Origin of the sequence: Kocuria sp. KRD140, from assembly GCF_017168375.1 — a bacterium.
GTDB lineage: Bacteria > Actinomycetota > Actinomycetes > Actinomycetales > Micrococcaceae > Kocuria > Kocuria marina.
In genome coordinates, this window is record NZ_JABFAW010000004.1 from 197,599 (window position 1) to 213,712 (window position 16,114).

At 67.9% G+C, this 16,114-nt stretch carries 15 protein-coding genes; 2 read left to right on the plus strand and 13 right to left on the minus strand.

Features of this window, described 5'->3' with window-relative positions; all coding sequences use genetic code 11:
- Positions 1-91 precede the first annotated feature (91 nt).
- Positions 92-1,450 carry an MFS transporter gene (locus J1M36_RS05070; RefSeq protein ID WP_206478785.1) on the minus strand — a complete coding sequence of 453 codons (1,359 nt, stop codon included), beginning with the start codon at positions 1,448-1,450 and terminating at the stop codon, positions 92-94.
- A 134-nt stretch (positions 1,451-1,584) separates the two neighbouring features.
- On the opposite strand from J1M36_RS05070, the gene J1M36_RS05075 reads away from it, so the two are divergent.
- Positions 1,585-1,908 carry a putative quinol monooxygenase gene (locus J1M36_RS05075; protein WP_064845396.1) on the plus strand — a complete coding sequence of 108 codons (324 nt, stop codon included), beginning with the start codon at positions 1,585-1,587 and terminating at the stop codon, positions 1,906-1,908.
- A 30-nt stretch (positions 1,909-1,938) separates the two neighbouring features.
- Complete coding sequence (locus J1M36_RS05080) at positions 1,939-2,940, plus strand: BadF/BadG/BcrA/BcrD ATPase family protein (RefSeq protein ID WP_342358288.1); 1,002 nt, start codon at positions 1,939-1,941, stop codon at positions 2,938-2,940.
- Positions 2,941-2,952: 12 nt separating this feature from the next.
- Here the strand turns inward: J1M36_RS05080 and J1M36_RS05085 are convergent, their stop codons facing one another.
- From J1M36_RS05085 to J1M36_RS05140, 12 genes are all read right to left on the minus strand, one after another.
- Positions 2,953-4,128: an acyl-CoA dehydrogenase family protein gene (locus J1M36_RS05085; RefSeq protein ID WP_064845398.1), complete on the minus strand. Its 1,176-nt coding sequence runs from the start codon at positions 4,126-4,128 to the stop codon at positions 2,953-2,955.
- Positions 4,125-5,300 carry a CaiB/BaiF CoA-transferase family protein gene (locus J1M36_RS05090; protein ID WP_064845399.1) on the minus strand — a complete coding sequence of 392 codons (1,176 nt, stop codon included), beginning with the start codon at positions 5,298-5,300 and terminating at the stop codon, positions 4,125-4,127. Before J1M36_RS05090 ends, J1M36_RS05085 begins: the two co-directional genes overlap by 4 nt.
- A 130-nt stretch (positions 5,301-5,430) precedes the next feature.
- A complete protein-coding gene (locus tag J1M36_RS05095) occupies positions 5,431-6,027 on the minus strand; it encodes a hypothetical protein (protein ID WP_064845400.1) in 597 nt (198 codons plus the stop codon).
- A 50-nt stretch (positions 6,028-6,077) separates the two neighbouring features.
- Positions 6,078-7,325: an MFS transporter gene (locus tag J1M36_RS05100; RefSeq protein ID WP_064845401.1), complete on the minus strand. Its 1,248-nt coding sequence runs from the start codon at positions 7,323-7,325 to the stop codon at positions 6,078-6,080.
- On the minus strand, positions 7,322-7,963 hold the full coding sequence (gene thpR, locus J1M36_RS05105) for an RNA 2',3'-cyclic phosphodiesterase (RefSeq protein WP_064845402.1): 642 nt from the start codon (positions 7,961-7,963) through the stop codon (positions 7,322-7,324). Before thpR ends, J1M36_RS05100 begins: the two co-directional genes overlap by 4 nt.
- A 9-nt stretch (positions 7,964-7,972) precedes the next feature.
- A complete protein-coding gene (locus J1M36_RS05110; protein WP_206478786.1) occupies positions 7,973-8,485 on the minus strand; it encodes a metallophosphoesterase in 513 nt (170 codons plus the stop codon).
- Positions 8,486-8,501: 16 nt separating this feature from the next.
- Entirely contained in the window at positions 8,502-9,878 is a 1,377-nt protein-coding gene (locus J1M36_RS05115) for an L-serine ammonia-lyase (RefSeq protein WP_064845404.1), read from the minus strand.
- Between the two features lie 4 nt (positions 9,879-9,882).
- On the minus strand, positions 9,883-11,010 hold the full coding sequence (locus tag J1M36_RS05120; protein ID WP_342358289.1) for a hypothetical protein: 1,128 nt from the start codon (positions 11,008-11,010) through the stop codon (positions 9,883-9,885).
- Between the two features lie 216 nt (positions 11,011-11,226).
- On the minus strand, positions 11,227-12,117 hold the full coding sequence (gene purU / locus J1M36_RS05125; protein WP_064845405.1) for a formyltetrahydrofolate deformylase: 891 nt from the start codon (positions 12,115-12,117) through the stop codon (positions 11,227-11,229).
- 79 nt (positions 12,118-12,196) lie between these two features.
- Complete coding sequence (locus tag J1M36_RS05130) at positions 12,197-12,913, minus strand: sarcosine oxidase subunit gamma (RefSeq protein ID WP_082943146.1); 717 nt, start codon at positions 12,911-12,913, stop codon at positions 12,197-12,199.
- Complete coding sequence (locus J1M36_RS05135; protein ID WP_064845406.1) at positions 12,906-15,818, minus strand: sarcosine oxidase subunit alpha family protein; 2,913 nt, start codon at positions 15,816-15,818, stop codon at positions 12,906-12,908. Before J1M36_RS05135 ends, J1M36_RS05130 begins: the two co-directional genes overlap by 8 nt.
- The gene (locus J1M36_RS05140) at positions 15,815-16,111 is read right to left on the minus strand and encodes a sarcosine oxidase subunit delta (RefSeq protein WP_064845407.1); all 297 of its coding nucleotides are present in this window, start codon (positions 16,109-16,111) and stop codon (positions 15,815-15,817) included. The genes J1M36_RS05135 and J1M36_RS05140 overlap by 4 nt, the downstream gene beginning before the upstream one ends.
- Between the last annotated feature and the right edge of the window lie 3 nt (positions 16,112-16,114).

Consider the following 16,114-nt stretch of genomic DNA (forward strand, 5'->3'; position numbering starts at 1 on the left):
CCACTACCCCTGCATTAGTGGAGCAAAAGCAGCTTCGGGGCACCGAATCCTGCTTCTACTCAGATAAAGCAGGGGCTGCAGTGGGCCCGGATCACCGCACCGCGAACCGCTTGCGCGCGATCAGCAGGCACACCAGGGATAGGGCCGCCACCACCGCGTAGTAGATGCTCGGTGAGGTCAGAGAGCCGGTGGAGCTCACGAGCCACGCGAGCACGAGGGGTGCGAATCCCCCGAACACCGTGACGCCCAGGTTGTAGGCCACGGACATCCCCGTGGTGCGGATCTGCGTGGGGAACATGTCGGTGAGCAGCGCGGGCATGGGGCCGAAGTACAGGGCCATGATTACGCCCAGCACCGCTTGCACCACGGTTAGGGTGGCCACGGTCGGGACCGCGACCAACCACAGGAACAGCGGGTACACCACCACGATGCCCACCGCGGAGGCCACGAGCATGACCCGGGCAGGTCCCACGCGGTCCGCGAGGTGCCCCACGAACGGGGAGCCCACCAGGGTCACCGCGCCGGCCACCACACCGCCCAGGTACGCGGCCCACGAGGGCAGGTCAAAGTTCTGGATCGAGTACGTGGGCATGAACAGGATCGTGTACACGGACATGGACGCCAGGCCCACCACACCTGCGGCCGTGAGCCACCGGCCGGCGGAGTGGACGATGGTCTGCGCGAGGGGACCGCGCCCGAGGGGCGGGCGGGGCGGCGTCGTTGTACCCGTGTTCTCCGAGGGCGACGACGCCGCTCGCGCACGCTCGTCCTGCAACGCCCGGAAGTCCGGGGTCTCGTCCATGCGCAAGCGGATGTAGAGGCCCACGGGGCCGATGAGCAGGCCGAAGAGGTAGGGGATGCGCCAGCCCCACGAGTACAGCGCGTCGTGGCTCAGCAGGGTGTGCAGCGCGAACCCGAAACCGGAGGCCATCAGGATCGCAAGGCCCTGGGTCGCCACTTGCCACGACCCGTAGAAGGCGCGCTTGTCGGGGGCGTTCTCGATCAGGAACGCGGTGGCCGTGCCGAACTCGCCACCGGCGGAGAAGCCCTGGATCAGGCGGGCGAGCAGGATGAGCAGCGCTGCCGCGGGGCCGATGACCGCCGCCGTGGGGGCGAGCAGCATGATGAGCGTGCCGAGCATCATCAGGGCAATCGTGATGGTCAGGGCCGGGCGGCGACCGTGGCGGTCCGCGTAGGAGCCCAGCACCAGGGCACCGAGCGGGCGAATCAGGTACGACAGCGCGAACGTACCGAACGTCAGCAGGGTGCCCGTGACCTGTCCGATCGAATCCGACTCGAAGAACAGCGCGGAAATCACGACCGCGAGGGACGAGTAGACGATGATGTCGAACCACTCGAGCGCATTACCGATCGAGGAGGCGACCACGGCGCGGCGAGCGGTGACACGCTGCTCGTGCGTGACGGGCAGATATGTAGGTGCGCTACTCATGTCTGCACACTAGCCCACGGTCCGCTCCTCCCGCGGCCGCCGTGACGCCGCATGACGGCGAGCCGCCGACTTATACTGGGGCACGGCATGGAACCGGCACGGGACGTGTCACACCCCAGGACAGGAGCAGTGCAATGATCTTCATCGTGGTCAAGTTCGAGGTCAAGGACGAGTACGCCGAGCGCTGGCCCGAGATCGTCGCGGACTTCACTGCCGCGACCCGCCAGGAGCCGGGCAACAAGTGGTTCGACTGGTCCCGCAGCCTGGACAACCCCAACGAGTACGTGCTCGTGGAGGCCTTCGAGGACGACGCCGCCGAGGCCCACGTGAAGTCCGAGCACTTCACCGCCATGACCGAGAAGTTCCCGCCGTACCTCGTCCGCACCCCGCGCATCATCTCCCGCCAGATCGACGGTGACGGCTGGGATGAGATGGGTGAAGTCACCGTCGAGGGCTGAGGCATTGATGACCGGGGAACCCGTGAACCCGTGAACCGGTTCCTCGTGGGCCTGGACATCGGCGGATCCCACACCCGCGGCGTACTGTTCCGCGGGGACTCCCCGGTGCGCGAAGCTCGTTCCGGCAGCGCGAACGTGCAGAACGTCAGCCGGGAGCGGGCCGCCCAGTCACTGCGGGAGATCTTCGCCCGCTTGGAACCGCCACCCGGCACCACGGTTCTCGCCGGCGCCGGCGGTGTGGACACCCCGCACGACGCCGCTGCGCTGACGCAGCTCATTCGCTCCGTGGCTGAGGCCGCAGCGGGCGCTGGCCCGGCGCCGGGCGTTTTTTCGGGGGCGGACGGTCACCCGGCACCGGGCGCCTACCCGGCGTCGGAGACGCCCGTGATCGCGGTGCACGACACCCGCCTGATCCTCGCCGCGGGCGGACACACCGAGGGCATCGCGGTGATCGCGGGAACCGGTTCCGTGGCGTGGGGTGTGAACGCTTCCGGCCACGGGACCCGCGCCGGGGGCTGGGGCTACCTGCTCGGCGACGAGGGCAGCGGGTACTGGCTCGGCCGGGAAGCGGTGCGCCATGTGCTGCGGGACGCGCAGCACAGGGGAGCGAGCGACGAGACCCCCGCAGAGGACGACCGGTTCGCTCGGGCCGTGTTGGGACACGCCGGGGTCGACACGCCCACCGAGCTGATCGCGGCGTTCCACGACCGCCCCGACCGCACCCACTGGGCCGGTCTGGCCCGCACGGTGATCGAGCTGGCCCCGCACGACGACGCCGCTCGCGAGTTGGTCTCGGCGGCCGCCGCGCACCTCGTGGAGCTGATCATCACCGTGGCCAGGAACCTGGGCGAGCCCCTCCCCGTAGTGATGGGAGGCGGGCTCGCAACCACCTCGGTGGGCGTGGAGCTCAGGGAACGCCTGGGCGATCATGGACTGCGGGTCACGCTGTTGGACCGGGAACCCGTGCTGGGAGCGCCCCTGCTCGCCCGCGCCACGGGGCTGTGGGACGGGCGAGCGGGTCGGGCGGGCTGAACACCCACAGGATCAGCGGAAGGCCGCCTCCCCGGTGAGCTGCTGGCCCAGGATGAGGGCGTGCACCTCATCCGTGCCCTCGTATGTGCGCACGGATTCCAGGTTGTTGGCGTGGCGCAGCGGGGAGTAGTCGAGGGTGACGCCGTTGCCCCCCAGGATCGTGCGGGCCTCGCGGGCGATCTTGATGGCCTCGCGGCAGTTGTTGAGCTTGCCCACCGAGATCTGGTGGTGCTGCAGTGTACCGGCGTCCTTGAGGCGGCCGATCTGCAGTGCGAGCAGGAAGCCTTTGTCGATCTCGAGGGCCATGTCCGCGAACTTCTGCTGCGTGAGCTGGTACCCGGCCAGCGGGCGATCGAATTGCATGCGCTCCTGGGAATACTTCAGGGCCACCTCGAACGAGTCGCGGGCGGCGCCCATGGCACCCCAGATGATCCCGTACCGGGCTTCGTTGAGGCACGAGAACGGGCCGCGTAGCCCCTTGGCCTCGGGTAGCAGAGCGGATGCGGGAAGTCGCACGTCCGTGAGTTCGATCTCGCACTGGATCGAGGCCCGCATGGACAGCTTGGGCTGGATGGGCGTGGCCTTGAAGCCCGGGGTGTCGGTGGGCACCACGAAACCGCGTATGCCCTCGTCCGTCTGGGCCCAGATGACGGCCACCTTGGCCACGGTCGCCAGGCCGATCCACCGCTTGGCGCCGGAGATGACCCAGTCCTCGCCGTCGCGGCGCGCGAACGTCTTCATGGAACCGGGGTCGGAACCCGCGGTGGGCTCGGTGAGCCCGAAGCACCCGATGGCCTCACCGGCGGCCATGCGCGGGAGCCACTCCTGCTTCTGCTCCTCGGAGCCCCACTTGTAGATGGCGCTCATGGCCAGGGAGCCCTGCACGGACACGAACGTGCGCAGACCGGAATCCCCGGCTTCCAGCTCGGCGCCGGCCAGGCCGTATTCCACGGCGGAACGGCCCGCGCAGCCGTATCCCTTCAGGTGCATACCCAGCAGGCCCAGCTTGGCCATCTCCGGGACGATCTCCAGGGGGAAGACCGCTTTCTCGTACCACTCGGCGATGTTGGGGCGGATGGTGGCGTCCACGAACTCCCGCACGGTGGATCGCAGAGCGATCTCTTCCTCGTTCAGCAGGGAGTCGAAGCCCACCAGGTCCATGACGTTGACGGTGTTCTGTTGGCTCATGTCCTCACTGTACGGTGACGGGGCTCACGGAGCCACGCCACAATCGTTTCCGTGTCCTGCCCGAGCTGCGGCGGGGCGACCGTGGGGGATTCCAGGGGTGGGGTCCAGCGGGCCGGATGACGGAACTGCCGTCCCACGGTCCTGCCCTCCCGATCCTGGACGTCCACCGTGGGTTCCAGTCCGAGGTCCTCGGCCAGCGTGACGCCCTCGCCGATCCCGGCGACCTTGCCCGCAGGGACCCCTTCCTCGGTCAGTTCTTCCTGCCACTCGCGGGCGGTCCGGGCGGACAACGCATCCTCCAGCAGCGGGACGAGATCCTCGCGGTGGGCCACGCGCGCCGAGTTCGTGGCGAACCGTTCGTCGTCTGCGACCTCAGGAATGCCCAGCACGGCCGTGAACCTGCGGAACTGCCCGTCGTTGCCCACGGTCACCGCGAGGGGCGCGTCCGCGCAGTGCAACAACTGGTAGGGGACGATGGACGGGTGGGCATTGCCCATGCGCTCGGGGACCTTACCGGCACCCAGGTATGCCTGGCCCTGGTTGACGAGGGCACCCTGCAGACTCGAGAGCAGACTGACGTCGATGTGCGCGCCGCGGCCCGTGCGGCGTCGCGCTTCGAGGGCCGCGAGCGCGCCGATCGTGGCGTCCTTGGCGGTCAGGACGTCCACCAGGGCCACGCCCACCTTGGTGGGCTCGCCGTCCGCGGCGCCCGTGATGCTCATGAGCCCACCCACGGCCTGGACCAGGAAGTCGTAACCGGCCAGGTGAGCGCCCTCGGCGGTGCCGAAACCGGACACGGACACGTAGACCACGCCGGGGTTCTCGCGCGAGATCTCCTCGTAGCCCAGGCCGAGCTTGGCCATCCCGCCGGGCTTGAAGTTCTCCACGACCACGTCCGCGCGCAGGGCGAGTTCGCGCGCGAGTTCCCGCCCGTCCTCGTCCTGCAGGTCCAGGCACACGGATTCCTTGTTGCGGTTCACGGACTCGAAGTACGTGGCACCGGTCTCGGAATAGGGCGGACCCCACGCGCGAGTGTCGTCACCGGTGTCCGGGCGCTCGACCTTGATCACGCGGGCACCGAGGTCCGCGAGCGTCATGGTGCACAGCGGCCCCGCGAGCACGCGCGAGAAATCGGCCACGAGCACACCGTCCAGGGGTAGCGCTTCGGTCACGGGGTCCTCCTTGGATCGACGATGTCCTCCACTCTAGGTGCGCCGCCGCGGCCGCGGCTCGACGACGTCGCTACGCTTCCGGGTCGCCGCCCGCCGCACGTCTACGGGCGACGACGCTCGGCCGGGCGCGCTACCCGTCCAGTTCCCCCTGCGCCGCCCTTGTCAGGGTGGCCGTGAGCATGTCCAGTCCGGCGAGCATGTCCTGATCCGATGTGAACTCGTACTCGTTGTGGGTGATGCCCTTGTGGGAGTGCTCGCCGAGCACCTGGAACTCGTACTTGCGCGCACCCCACGTGGCGTGGACCAGGCTGCCCATCATGGACGGCGTGAACCGGCAGCCCTCCTCGTGGAACCAGTTCACCACGCACAGGTTGTCCGTCAGTTCCGTCTCCCCGGACGGCGCCGCTCGGTACAGCTCCGCGCACACGGTCGCCCCGGCAAGCACGCCGTAGGCGCCGTCGAACCGGCCGGCCCTGGGCTGGGAGTCCAGATGCGAGCCGACCATCACGTACGGGGCGCCCGGACACAGCTCGAAGAGGCTGAACTCGTTACCGATCGCGTCGTAGTACACCGTGGCACCGCGCGCGATCAACCACCCGACGAACCACTGCCGATTGAGCCCGTCCGCGGTGGTCGCCGCTTGGCACTCCACTCCCCCGGACTCGAGCCCGCGGTTGCGGGACATCCGCCGGAAATCCCGCAGGAGCGCCTGATGCAGTGCGGACATGAACCCTCCTGAGCCATGAACCAGTTGCGGCCACGGTAGGCACGGTCACATCACGAACGGTCCGCGCGGCGGTCCCCCCACGCCTTCTCCGCACCGCTGGCCAAGAGCACCCCGCAGCACATCCACACCGCGGCGGCCGGGCCCAGGGGTGCCGCGAAGACACCCGCAACCAGGGGGAGGATCACCTGCCCCAGGCGATTACCCGTCAACCGGACCGCCAGGGCGGAGCCGCGCCAGTTGCCCGGGACGGACGTGGTGATCATGGTCATGGTGAGTGGCTGACCCAGACCCAACAGGAATCCGCCCACGGCCAGGAAGAACGCCGCGACCCAGAAGTTCCCCAGCACGAGCGGTGGGATGACCAGCGTGATGCCGGCCCCGAACAAACATGTCAGCAGCAGACCCCGCCGCGAGAACCGCTGGGACAACCACGGCAGGAGCAACCGGGAGGCAATGGATGCGAAACCCCGGACGCCGAGCAACAGACCCACGACCGCGGGAGCCACACCGGCCTCCTCCCCGATGACCGGCAGGAACGCGGTGAGGATGTCGAGCATCGCGAGCAGGGACAGTGCGGCGAGCATGTGGGACGCCACCCGGGGCACCCTGAGCACCCGTGCGATGGTGGGTTTGTCGGCTGATTCGGAACGCGCCGCAGTACCGGAGGCCGCGCGGGACGGGGCGGCGTCCCCCGCGGGTGTCCCGGCGCGCAGCAGCAACAGCGGAACGGCCGCGAGCGAGATCGCGGCGCCGATCCACAGTGCCTGGTTCACGTCCGCGAGGCGCTCTGGGGAGGTCGCGGACGAGCTGTGCCCCACGAGCCAACCGCCCAGGGCGGGGCCGATCATCTGCCCCGCGGAGAACGCTGCGGTGAACCACCCGAACCCCTTGTCCAGGTCCCGGTCCGCGGCGTAACGGGCGATCGCCGTCTGACCCCCGATCGTGAAGCTCAGGTGCCCCATGCCCAGCACGGCGCTCGCGGCCACGACCGCCCACACCGTGGGTGACAGCGCCAGCAGTGCCCCACCGGCGACCAGCAGAAACACCCCGGAAAGGGTCAGCACGCGCAATTGCCGGGTGCGGTCCGAGTACCGCCCGAGCCACACCGCGGTGAGCAGCGGGACCAGGGCGTACGCGGCCGTGGTCAACCCGATCGTGATCGAGTCCGCGTGCAGCGCGAGCAGTTTGTAGGACGTGACCGGTCGCAACAGGTTCACGGTGGCCTGGGTCAACACCCCGCACGCCACGAGCAGCCACAACCACGCGCCGGCGCGTGCCCCACGAACCGAATCAGTCAACGGCAGCCTTCCTCAGGCATACGCCCAGGGGTGTCCGAGGCGACGCGCTCCGACAGCCGGAATCGTTGCACGGTGCGGTGCAGGGCGCCACCGCTGCGGCCCTCGCCGAGCTCTGAGGACACCAGGGAGAGCTCGCTGACGGTCCACGCGGGCCCCTCGTACACGGACAGCGCGTGCACTACATGCGCGAGCTCGGGCCCGGGGCGCGCCACGGTGCGTGAACTGCGGCGTCGTTCGCGAGCCTTGCGCGTGCGCTCGGCACGGGACATGCGCGCGACCGTGAGGTGGGCGCGCTGTCTTGCGCGCTCCTCGGGGTCCAGCGAGCACGCGTGCATGAGCTCCACGAGCGCGTCCGAGGCACCACCCACGCCCATCCACAGGGTTGTGCCGGAGAAGGATCCCGCGCCTCGCAAGCACACGGTGAGCGGTGCGTGGACCCGGGCGACGTCGCTCAGCAGCTCCTCGAGCTCCGGCACCGCAGCCTCGGGTTGCTCGCCGTAGAACGCAAGGGTGACGTGCCACTGCTCGGGGTCGCCCCAGCGCAGTGCGGTGCCGGTGAGTTCACGGACCTCACGCAATGCACCGACCAGGTGCTCACGTGCGGCCCGGGTGGGGTGAACAGCCGCGAACAGCCTCATGCGCCCACCCTAGACGGTGCGCGGCGGTAACCGGATCAGCTCCACGCTCGTGAGGGCACCCGCGTCAGCGACCGCGCGCATGTACGTGCAGTGTGGTTGGCGCCGCCGGTCGGTGGGGCTGCCGGGGTTGAGCAAGCGCATCCCGGAGGGCGCCACGGTGTCCCACGGGATGTGGCTATGGCCGAAGACCAGGACGTCGATGTCCGGGAACGCCCGGTCCATACGCCGCTCCCGTCCGCTTGAGGCGCCGGTCTCGTGCGTCATGGCGAACCGCACCCCCTCGAGCTCCCAGTATGCGGTTTCAGGCATGCGTTCGCGTAACTCGGGGCCGTCGTTGTTGCCCCACACCGCGATCAGCGTCCGGGAGCGCTGCTCGAGGGCCTCGAACGTGGCCAGGTCCACCCAGTCACCCGCATGGAGCACCACGTCCGCGGCGTCGACCTCGCGCCACACCTGGTCCGGGAGGGCCTTGGACCGCTTGGGCAGGTGGGTGTCCGCGAGGAGGAGGATCGAGGTGCTCACGCCCCCATTGTGCCCGTCAGCACTCGATCACGTTGACCGCGAGGCCGCCGCGCGAGGTCTCCTTGTACTTGATCTTCATGTCCGCGCCGGTCTCCCGCATGGTCTTGACCACTTGATCCAGGGAGACCTTGTGGGTCCCGTCCCCCTGCATGGACAGCCGGGCGGAGTTGATGGCCTTGACGCTCGCGATCGCGTTGCGCTCGATGCACGGAATCTGCACGAGCCCGCCCACGGGGTCGCACGTGAGCCCGAGGTTGTGCTCGATCCCCATTTCCGCCGCACACTCCACCTGCCGCGGGCTCCCGCCCAGCACCGCACACAGGCCGGCGGCCGCCATGGAACACGCCGATCCCACCTCGCCCTGGCAACCCACCTCGGCGCCGGAGATCGAGGCGTTCTCCTTGATCACGATCCCGATCGCCGCGGCGGTGAGCAGGAAGTCCACGATCTTGTCATCGCACGCGTCCGCCATGAACCGCGTGTAGAAGTGCAGCACCGCCGGGATGATCCCCGCCGCGCCGTTCGTGGGGGCCGTGACGATCCGCCCGCCAGACGCATTCTCCTCGTTGACCGCGAGCGCGTACAGGTTGACCCAGTCCATGCCGTAGAAGGGATCGTTGCCGGGTTCCTTGGTGAGCAGCCGCTTGCGCATCTCCGGCGCACGACGGCGCACCTTCAGTCCCCCGGGCAGGGTCTTCTCCTCGCGCGTGCACCCGTTCTCCACACATTCCTGCATCACGGACCAGATGTGCAGCAGCTGCTCCCGGGTCTGTTCCGCGGGCCGCCACGACAGCTCGTTCGCGGCCATGATCTGGGCGATGTTCAGACCCTCGGTCTCGCAGATGGCCAACAATTCATCACCCGTGCTGAACGGGTAGGCCACGGGGGTGCTGTCCGCGACCACCTTGTCCGCACCGCTCGCGGACTCGTCCACCACGAAACCGCCGCCCACGGAGTAGTAGATCCGTTCGCGGATGACCTCGCCGGCGGCGTCGTAGGCGGTGAAGCTCATCCCGTTGGGGTGGGTGGGCAGTGACTTCCTGCGGTGCATGATCACGTCACGGGAACGGTCGAAGGCCACGGGGTGTGTGCCCCCGAGCAGCAGTTGCCCTTTCTCCCCCGCGAGCGCGACCTTCTGGTCCGCGAGGTCCGTGTCCACGGTCTCGGGATCCTCGCCCATGAGCCCCAGCACCACGGCCTTGTCCGATCCGTGGCCCCACCCGGTGGCCCCCAAGGAGCCGAAGAGCTGGGAATGGACCTGGGTCACGGACTCCAGCAGGGCGTCGGCGGCGAGCCCGGCCACGAAGAGCCGTGCGGCCCGCATGGGCCCCACCGTGTGGGAGGACGACGGTCCGATACCCACCGAGAACAAATCCAGAGCACTGAGTGCCACGATCTCACCTCCGGTTTTCTGGTAACAATGATTCCTGAAAATTATCAATATTGGCTCCGGCGTCATGGGCCCACCCAGACCGCCTGGGCATGAGACGACGACATGTTTTCACAATCATCAGAACTAGCAAGAAAATTCCCACGTAGCCATTGATGACATAAACGACGTTGACCATCCGTGAAAACGGGAGCAGAAGACCCACGACGGCACCGACCGCCGCCAGCGCTATCGCGAGGTATTTGAAATTTCGAGTGCTGTCCGTGAAGAACCTCGATGAAACCGTCCACAATAAAGGAACGGCCGTGGTGTAAATACCGGCGACAATCATCACCGAAATAGCGGCGGCCAGTACCGGGCTGAAGTCCCTGGCAAGCACCAACATCGGGATCTCAGTCCCGTTGACCCGTGCGATGTTGGCGAGCAGCCCCAACCCGACCACCACACACGCCGCCGAGAACGCCGCACCGCCGACTAGGCCACCGGACACTGCTTCCCTACGACTGCGAGCAGTTTTCCCGAGTGCCGTGAGGAAAGCAGCCAACCACAACATGCAGAACCCCACGTACGACAACCCGGACATGAACCAGTTAGTCGATGCTCGGGTAAGTTCGAGGTCGGCCACCATGGCGTTTCCCGCCGCGATGTTCCCGGGTTCACGAATGAAGGATAGAACCCCCAGCAGCACCGCCACAACTACGATGACGGGGCCGATCTTGCCGATCACATCGACAAGGTTCTTCAACCCGAACCAGACCGTTGCGCTCACCACGATGGCCAAACTCGCACCGCCCAGGTACTTGGGCAATCCGAAGTGCTCCTCGAACACTGCCCCCGCACCGGAGACCATCACCGTGAAGCTGAGGAACACGAAAAGTATTGAGAAGTAGTCGAAGAACGTGCCCAGGTGCTTCCCCGTGTAGTACCGGAAGATCATCGAGGGGTGTTCGAATTTCTTCATATGACCCACGAAGAGGAATTCAGCGGCCACGTAGGTTATTAGGATCAACACCACGGCACCCGTACCGACGATTCCCTGGAATCCGTAGGACGCGAAGTACTGCAGTATTTCTTGGCCCGTTGCGAAGCCGGATCCGATGAGGAAGGCGATGATCGCTCCCGCGTAGGTGAGCACTCGCAAGACACTCGTTCGCTCGGCCGTATCCAGACGGGTTCCCGTTCTCGTTGGCATTGCCATAATGACTCCCTTTTACCGGCTGCGATTGGCGTCCCCGTCTTCCCGCGGAGACTCCACCGCCCACCTGACTTGTCTCATTAACCACCTGGCGGGGTTCCGTACCGGGCCGTGCGATCAAACTGCTGCGGTGGGCGGCCTGGATGCCGACATCGGCTACCGCAACACCACCGTGCGGTTCCCGGTGAGGATCACACGGCCTTCGCAGTGCCACCGAACGGCGTTGGACAACGCCTTGCATTCCGAGTCCCGCCCAACGGCCACCAGGTCTTCCGGGCCGTGAGTGTGATCGACCTCCAGAACCTGCTGAGCAATGATGGGGCCTTCATCCAGTTCGTCACTCACGTAGTGTGCGGTGGCTCCCACGGTCTTCACCCCACGTTCGTACGCCTGGTGGTACGGCTTGGCGCCCTTGAAACTGGGGAGGAACGAGTGGTGAATGTTGATGACCCGCCCCCGCATGCGTTCCACCAGGGACTCACTCAGCACCTGCATGTACCGGGCGAGCACCACCAGATCCACCGTGTATTGGTCCACCAAATCCAGGAGTCGTGTCTCCGCCTCCGGCTTGTTCTCCTTGGTCACAGGCACGTGATGGAAGTCGATGCCGTGCCACTCCACCAGCGCTTGGTGATCCAGATGGTTGGATACCACCGCCACGATCTCAATGGGAAGTTCCCCCACTCGGGCACGGAACAGCAGGTCATTGAGGCAGTGACCGTACTTAGAGACCATCACCAGCACGCGGCGCTTCTGCTCGTGAGGTCGCAGCTCCCAGTTCATGTGAAACCGTTGCGCCACCGGCTCCAAGTCCGCCCGCAGCGCTTGCTCATCCAGTGCCTCATCCCTGGATGACACCACGTGGACGCGCATGAAGAACCGTTCCTGACGGCGATCGTCGAACTGCTTCAGTTCCGCAATGGTGCACCCGTGCTCAAGCAGCACGCCGGTGACCGCGTGCACGATGCCCACGTCCTCCGGGCAGTCGAGGGTCAGAACCAGTTCGGTGGTGTCAGCGCCGGTGCGCGCCCGTTGTACGTCCGTCACGAGGCAACTCCTTGTTCGATCTTTCACGACTGTGGTGGCTCCGCCCGCGAGCTGATGGTGACCGTCACGGGCGGAACCCTCAGGCGATTTGTTCCCCGGAGTACTCCACCATCGCGTCCAGGAGCCACCGGACCGTGTAATCGGCGAAAGATGCCCTGGGCATGATCCGGTAGGTGAGGTCCTCCGTCTGCCACAAGACAACGGGTACCGGCCCCAGCAAAGTGGAAACCGCCCGACCGGGGGTGAAGCTGCGCGGGTGCAGATCCACGTGGCAGCCCTTCTCCAGGACGTCGCGCGCCGAGGGCCCGGACAGCTCCAACGTGGTGCGGTTGGCGGACAGGTCGACGGCCTGCCCGGCCGGGCCACCCTCGGCGAAGACCGCCGCGAGCTTCTGCGCGAGCGGGTGGGTGGCCAGGGTGGGCAGGGCGCCCGGCTCGCGCTCGGAGCGGGTGTCCAGTCCGGGCACGGGGGCGACCTCGTCCCCTGTGACGGCCAAGAACTCGTCCGGGCCCAGCCACACCACGGCTACCTCCGAGGTGTCCCCCGTGACCTCACCGCATGCGGCGGGGAGCCCCACGCCGAGCACCTCGGTGACCGCCTCCGCGGCGGGGGTCCCCGGCGTCACCCTGAGCCCGATCATGGTCAGGAAAGGCACCTCCCGCAGGCTCACCCCGCGCTCGCCGGACACGCTCGCGCTCTTCATCTCCCCGGCCAGGTGCTCGACCGGGCTGCGGCGCAAGTGCGCCACGTGCTCCGCCGTGCGCTCGGCCCTGTTCATCATGGTTTGCTCAGCCATCTCGACGCTTTCCTTCCGGGTCGTACACGACAGGTTCGGCCACCAGCACGTCCACCAGCTGCCCGTCCAGGGGCGCCTGCAGGGTCTCGCCGATGCGGTTGCGGCCGTCCTTGATCAGGGCAAGCCCGAAGGTCCGGCCCAGCGCGGCACTGTTGTAACTTGAGGTCACATGCCCCTCCATGGGCACAGGTCCCTCCTGAGGAGTGATCGGTGTGCCCTGTTTGACCAATTGGGTGCCTTCCGGCAAGCGATAGTCGGTGTCCACGGGCAGCACGGCGACCAGTTCCTTGCGCACCTCGCTCTCCAGTCCCTTGCGGAAGTACGAGCGGTTGCCGATGAAGTCCTTACGCTTGGACACCACCCAATCCATCCCCAGATCCTGGGGGGTGACGGTACCGTCCGTGTCCTGGCCGACGATGGGGAAAGCCTTCTCGGCACGCAGCACGTGCATGGTCTCGGTGCCGTAGGGAGTGATGCCGTATTCCTGACCGGCCTGCCACACGTCCTCGAAGACCGCCGCTCCCCACCACGTGGGGACGTTGATCTCGAACGCGAGTTCCCCCGAGAACGAGATCCGGCAGATGCGCGCGGGGATCCCGCTGACCAGGGAGACCTCACGGTAGGCCATGAACGGGAACGCGTCGTTGGACACGTTCAACTCCGGGACGAGCTTGGCGACCACGTCCCGGGAACGGGGCCCGGCCACGGCCACGGTGGTCCACTGCTCGGTCGCGGAGGTGCACACCACGTCCAACTCCGGCCACTCGGTCTGCAGCCATTCCTCGAGCCAGTCCAGCACGTTGGCGGCCCCACCAGTGGTGGTGGTCATGAAGTACCGGTCCTCGTCCAGCCGCAGCGTCACGCCGTCGTCGAAGACCATGCCGTCCGGCTTGCACATCACGCCGTAGCGGCCCATACCGGGCTTGAGTTTCTTGAACGCATTGGTGTACACGCGGTTGAGGAACTCCCCCGCGTCCTTGCCGCGGATCTCGATCTTTCCCAGGGTGGTGGCGTCCATGAACCCCACGGAGTTGCGCACTGCCGCGCACTCGCGCAGCACCGCGGTGTCCATATCTTCCCCGTCCTGGGGGTAGTACCACGGCCGCTTCCACTGCCCCACGTCCTCGAACTTCGCCCCGTGCGCCAGGTGCCACCCGTGGGGCGCGGACAACCGGGCCGGGTCGAACATCTGCCCGCGCTGGGTGCCCGCGAGCGCCGCGAAGGCCACCGGGGTGTAGGGAGCACGGAAGGCAGTCACGCCGATCTCGTCCGGGGAGCTGCCGCCCAGCGCGGTGGCGATCACGCCCATGGTGTTCACGCTGGAGGTCTTGCCCTGATCGTTGGCCGTGGAGATCGAGGTGTAGCGCTTGACGTGCTCCACCGAGCGCATCCCGGCACCCAGCGAGCGCATCACGTCCTTGACGGCCTGGTCGCGTTGGAAGTCCACGAAGTGCTCGTCCCACGTGCCGGGCTCGCCCTCGGCGCCGGGGACCAGCCACAGCGGGCGCACGAGCCCCGGGGCCTCCGGGTCGGTCGTGGAGGCACGCGCCGTGGCGCTGAAGCCCGCCGCGCGGGCGGCGTTCGCCCCGGCTTGGGCGCCCTCGACCAGGCACCCGGCCAGGTCCAGGGTGCCCGCGGTCCCGCCGGCCACGTGCTGGCCGGCCATCGCGGTCTCGGGCACGAACGCGGCGATCGTTTCGTTCCAGCGCAGCGGGCCGCGGCGCTGGTTGTGCAGGTGGATCACGGGGTTCCAGCCACCGGACACCGCCAGCAGGTCCGCCTCGAGGGTCTCGGGCTCGCCGGTGAGTTCGCCCGCGTCGTCGAGCGCGCTGACGACGACGCCGCTCACACGCCCGTCCGCGTCGGCGGTGGTGTCGATCACGGCCGAGCCGTAGCGCACCGACAGGCCGCCGGCCTCGGCGATCTCGGCGGAGACCGCGGAGGCCTGAGGGCGGGCGTCCACGATCCCGGCGACCGTGATGCCTCGCTCCATGAGATCCGCCACGAGCCGGTAGGCGGAGTCGTTGTTGGTGGCCACCACCACGGTGGAGCCGGCGGCGGCGCCGTAGCGGTTGAGGTAGCTGCGCACCGCGGAGGCCAGCATGATCCCGGGTCGGTCGTTGTTGCGGAAGACCACGGGGCGTTCGTGAGTGCCCTGAGCGAGCACCACCTGCCGGGCGCGCACGTGCCACACTCGCTCGCGGGACACACCCTTGGGCACCTCCCCCGTGAGGTGGTCGGTGCGGCGCTGGACGGCCACCACGTAATTGCTGTCGTAGCTGCCGATGGCGGTGGTGCGGGTGAGCACCGTGACCTCCTCGGCCGCCTCCAGCTCGGCGCTCACGCGCTCGACCCATTCGAGGGCCGGGACACCGTCGATGCGCTCGCCGTTGCCGGACAGCAGGGCCCCGCCCGGGCACGGCTGGTCATCCATGAGGATCACGCGCGCCCCGGAGGCCGCGGCGTCCCGGGCGGCGGACAGCCCCGCCGGGCCCGCGCCGATGACAAGCACGTCCGTGTGGACGTACTTGCGGTCGTAGTAGGCGCGGTCGGTCTCGGGGTCCAACTGTCCGTGGCCTCCGAGGTAGACGGCGTCCATCCCGGGCGTCAGTTCGGTGACCGTGGCCTGCAGCATGGACTCGGCCACGTCCTGCTGGTGACGGGGGGAGACCTTGATCAAGGCGTTGGGCTCCTCCACGCCGGCCGAGTACAGCCCGCGGGGGCGGCGCCGGTACATGGACGGGGCGCAGTCGATCTTGCCGTTGGCCACCAGCGCGGAGGCCACGGTGTCCCCGCGGTAGCCCGTGTACGGGACGCCCTCGAAGGTGAAGTCCACCGCGGTGGAACGGTCGATGCCGTGCCCGGCGGCTCGCTCGGCCGTCAGGCGATGGGTCTGCTCGCTCACAGGGCACCTCCAACATTTCCCAGGTTTGGCCGGGGGTCGCTCATCTTGTACTCGGTCTTGAACTCGTAGGTCACCGTGTCACGCACGGCGTTGAACCAGCGGCGGCAGCCGGCGGCGTGGGACCAACGCTCGGACAGCAGCCCCCGCGGATTGGCGCGGTAGAACAGGTAGCGGGCCCACTGCTGGTCGTCCAGCTCGAACGGGTCCTCGGGGTAGGGCACGTGGGCCTCTCCCCCGTAATGGAATTCGGTCTCATCCCGTGGACCGCACCACGGGCAATTGATCTGCAGCATGTT

Excerpts from the sequence above, each read along its gene's own strand:
- J1M36_RS05070 (WP_206478785.1), bottom strand. The coding sequence starts at position 1,450 with ATGAGTAGCGCACCTACATATCTGCCCGTCACGCACGAGCAGCGTGTC.
- J1M36_RS05075 (WP_064845396.1), top strand. The coding sequence starts at position 1,585 with ATGATCTTCATCGTGGTCAAGTTCGAGGTCAAGGACGAGTACGCCGAG.
- J1M36_RS05085 (WP_064845398.1), bottom strand. The coding sequence starts at position 4,128 with ATGAGCCAACAGAACACCGTCAACGTCATGGACCTGGTGGGCTTCGAC.
- J1M36_RS05095 (WP_064845400.1), bottom strand. The coding sequence starts at position 6,027 with ATGTCCGCACTGCATCAGGCGCTCCTGCGGGATTTCCGGCGGATGTCC.
- thpR (WP_064845402.1), bottom strand. The coding sequence starts at position 7,963 with ATGAGGCTGTTCGCGGCTGTTCACCCCACCCGGGCCGCACGTGAGCAC.
- J1M36_RS05130 (WP_082943146.1), bottom strand. The coding sequence starts at position 12,913 with ATGGCTGAGCAAACCATGATGAACAGGGCCGAGCGCACGGCGGAGCAC.
- J1M36_RS05140 (WP_064845407.1), bottom strand. The coding sequence starts at position 16,111 with ATGCTGCAGATCAATTGCCCGTGGTGCGGTCCACGGGATGAGACCGAA.